The following is a 3839-nucleotide window of genomic DNA, read 5'->3' as shown; positions in this document are numbered from 1 at the left end:
GATCGCTTATGCTTAGCACAGAAGTGTTATCGAACGAGAACCAAACTTGCCGAGGTTGGGAAGCCCCCACCTCTATAGGTGGGGGAGGATGTCACGGTATAATGAGTTCTATTACATATGGAGGGAATTTTTTAGATAAAATGATTAGTGTATTAGTGTTACAAATCGTATTGCTTATATTGAATGCAATTTTTTCAAGTGCGGAAATTTCGGTTATTTCCTTGAATGAAGCAAAAGTAAAGCAGATGGCAGAGGAAGGAGATAAGCGGGCAGAGAAAGCAGCAATGCTGTTAAAGAAGCCGGCGAGGTTCCTTGAGACGATAGAATCAGCGGTGACATTTGCCAGCCTGCTTAGCGGAGCCTTTGTGGCAGTGTATATTGGTGGATTTTTAAAAGCAGGCTGTATGCATTTGTTAGCAAAATGGAATATTTCTGTATCGGGACAAGTAATGTCTGTTGCTGCTATTGTTGCAGCAGCATTGCTTCTTACTTATATAAATCTGCTATTTGGAGAAATTTTGCCGAAAAGAATTGCGATGAGTAGGACAGAGGAAGACTCTTTTAAGATGGTAGGAATTCTGTTCTTTTTTGCAAAGATTTTTGCACCACTTGCAGTACTGCTCAGTGTTTCTTCTAGTCTGCTTTTACGGATTATAGGAATTAATCCGGAGGAAGAACAGGAAGTTGTGACGGAGGAAGAAATCCGTATGATGCTTGCAGAAGGAAAGGAACAGGGAACGATTCAGAATGAGGAAAGTAAACTGATTCAGAATGTATTTGAGTTTAATGATACGACTGCCGAGCAGGTCAGTACACGAAGAAGGGATTTAGTCTGTTTAAACCTGGAGGATAATGCCGAGGAATGGGAAAAGACAATCAGAGAATGTCGTTTTTCACATTTTCCGATTATTGATTCGAACCAGGAAGATGTTGTGGGAATCCTTGATACAAAGGACTATTTCCGATCAGAAGATAAATCAAAAGAATATGTGATGAAACATGCCGTAGATACGCCGTATTTTGTGCCAGAGAATATGAAAGCGAATGTATTATTTGCCAACATGAAGCAGACAAGAATTTATTTTGCAGTTGTTCTTGACGAGTATGGTGGAATGAGCGGTATTGTGACATTGCATGATTTAGTAGAGGCATTAGTTGGTGAGTTAGAAGAAGAGGAAATGCCAGCAAAGCCAGAAGATATCGAAAGAATTGCAGAAGGCGTGTGGAGGATTCAGGGCTGTGCCCAGCTTGATGAGGTGTCAGAAACTCTTAATGTCGAGTTCTCGGAAATATTTGATACATTTAGTGGCTTTGTGTGGGATGCGATCGGAAGAGTTCCTGCAGAAGGAGAGAAGTTTTCTATTGAGGCAAATGGTTTAAAAATTGATGTAGAAAATATTAAAAATCATATGGTAGATTATGCGATTGTAAGGAAAATCCCACGAAAGAAAATAGAAAAAGAACCAGAAGAATAACAAGCAAAAAGATAATAAAGTAAATGATAAATATAATTTGAAAAAGAAAATAAAACGGAATAATTCGAAAAGAAAATAAAGTGAGATAAAGTAAATGATAGAAATAATTTGGAAGAAAAATAAGTACCCGGAAAAGAGGGAGCGATGAAACAAATATTTGATAGTTTAAAAAAGCAAAGTCCAAGTAGAATCATCGCACTTGGTTTTAGTGCAGTAATTCTGGTAGGAGCAGTACTATTAATGATGCCATTTTCCTTGAAAAAAGGAGTGCATTTATCTTTTTTGAATGCGTTATTTACATCAACGAGTGCTGTCTGCGTTACTGGACTTGTTGTCGTTGATACCGCAGACAGTTTTACTGCGATAGGGCAGGCAATCGTCGCGGCACTCATACAAATTGGCGGTTTGGGAATCGCTTCTGTTGGTGTAGGATTTATCATTGCAGCAGGTAAAAGAGTGAGTATCAAAAGCCGCCTTATGGTAAAAGAAGCATTAAATGTTGACACCTATCATGGAATGGTGCGACTCGTAAGAATTGTTCTCGCGATTACACTTGGCTTTGAGGCGGCGGGTGCGATTATAAGCTTTTTTGTATTTCGAAAAGATTATTCCCCACTCCATGCAGTTGGAATCAGCATTTTCCATTCGATAGCGGCCTTTAACAATGCAGGCTTTGATAATCTTGGAGGAATGCATAACCTGATTCCTTATAAAGATAATATTCTGCTAAATATAACTACGGATGTTTTAGTTATTGTTGGCGGAATTGGATTCCTTGTACTTGTAGATATTGTAAAGCAAAAAAGTTTTAAAAAGCTTTGCCTGCATTCTAAAGTTGCCATTTCTATGACAGCCGTTCTTTTAATCGGAGGAACCCTGATTTTAAAAGCAACAGAAAATATTACATGGATGGGAGCATTTTTCCAGAGTATGACAACAAGAACTGCCGGATTTTCAACGTATAACATAGGAAACTTTTCTAAAGCAGGTCTTTTCGCAATGTGTATTCTTATGTTCATCGGGGCTTCGCCAGGATCAACAGGTGGCGGTGTAAAGACTACAACGATATTTGTGATGATTCAGGCTCTAAAATGTATGGGAAGAAAAAAGTCAGCACATGCATTTAAGCGTAGCATTTCCGAAGAAAATATTTCAAAAGCATTTATGATTACTGTACTATCTGCTGGAATTTTATGTGTTGCTACATTTTTGATGTGTGTATTTGAACCAGAGTATGACTTTATACAGATTATATTTGAGGTAGCATCGGCATTAAGCACTGCCGGACTTTCCACTGGAATCACGCCAGAACTTGGTGTGGCGGCAAGAATCCTTATTATTTTATTGATGTTTACAGGGCGTGTCGGAGCCTTTACCCTGCTTTCCGTATGGGGCAAAGTTAGCACACCGAATGCAAGATATTCTGAAGAAATGATTTCAATCGGATAAAAGATAGATGAAAACAATGTATATAAAGTTAACAAAAATAGATATAAATAAATCTTTGATGATGAATTTAGAGATTAGGAGAAAATTCTCGGTAACACATTTCCGAATTCTTCACGAAAGTTAGCATAAAAAGTAAATTACTCTGAAATATGAAATAGACATCAAAAAAAATATATATAGAAACACGCTCTAGTATGTATTAATCATAAGAAATTTGAAAGAAAATCCGAAAAAGAAAGGAAATAGAAATGAGAAAAAATCGTGGAACAGCCTACGGAGTCATCGGACTGGGCCGTTTTGGAACAGCCCTTGCAATCGCTCTGGCACAGGCAGGAAAGGAAGTCATCGCCATTGACAGAAGCGAAGAAAAAATAAAAAACATACGCCGCTATACGGACTATGCATTTGTTGCAGAGAATCTTAGCATGGAAACTTTAAAGGAAATAGGAATCCAGAACTGCGATGTTGCGATTATCTGTATTGGAGAAAAAGTAGATGTCAGCATCTTAACAACCATGTCCGCAATAGAACTTGGGGTGCCACACGTTATCGCAAAAGCAACCAGTGAAGAGCAGGGAGCTGTATTAAAAAAAATTGGAGCGGAAGTAGTATATCCAGAAAGAGACATGGCACTCCGTCTTGGCAAAAAATTAGTATCCGATAATTTCCTTGACTTTGTATCTTTAAGTAACAGCGTAGAAATACGTCAGATTCCAGTCGGAAAAATGTTAATCGGAAAAAGTGTACAGGAATCAGATATCCGCCGAAAATATAAACTAAACATTATCGCTATCGAAAATGAAAACCAGACAAACATCGAAATCTTGCCAGATTACCATTTCCAGACCGGGGATATCATTGTTGTAATCGGAAAAACAGAAAATATGGATAAATTCGAAACAGAAGATTGATTTA

The 3839-nt window shown here is 38.0% G+C and carries 3 protein-coding genes; all 3 read left to right on the top strand.

Annotated features, from left to right (window positions below; genetic code table 11):
* Window positions 1-101: 101 nt before the first annotated feature.
* Window positions 102-1475, top strand: coding sequence for a hemolysin family protein (locus EUBHAL_RS12635; protein ID WP_242648798.1), 1374 nt, complete (start codon window positions 102-104; stop codon window positions 1473-1475).
* 144 nt (window positions 1476-1619) lie between these two features.
* On the top strand, window positions 1620-2924 hold the full coding sequence (locus EUBHAL_RS12630; RefSeq protein WP_005350581.1) for a TrkH family potassium uptake protein: 1305 nt from the start codon (window positions 1620-1622) through the stop codon (window positions 2922-2924).
* 224 nt (window positions 2925-3148) lie between these two features.
* Entirely contained in the window at window positions 3149-3835 is a 687-nt protein-coding gene (locus EUBHAL_RS12625) for a potassium channel family protein (protein ID WP_465187523.1), read from the top strand.
* Window positions 3836-3839: the final 4 nt, after the last annotated feature.

It is taken from the genome of Anaerobutyricum hallii DSM 3353 (assembly GCF_000173975.1).
In the GTDB taxonomy this organism is placed as follows: Bacteria; Bacillota; Clostridia; order Lachnospirales; family Lachnospiraceae; genus Anaerobutyricum; species Anaerobutyricum hallii.
The sequence above is the reverse complement of the archived record's forward strand: the minus strand, read 5'-3'. Positions and strand labels throughout refer to the sequence as shown.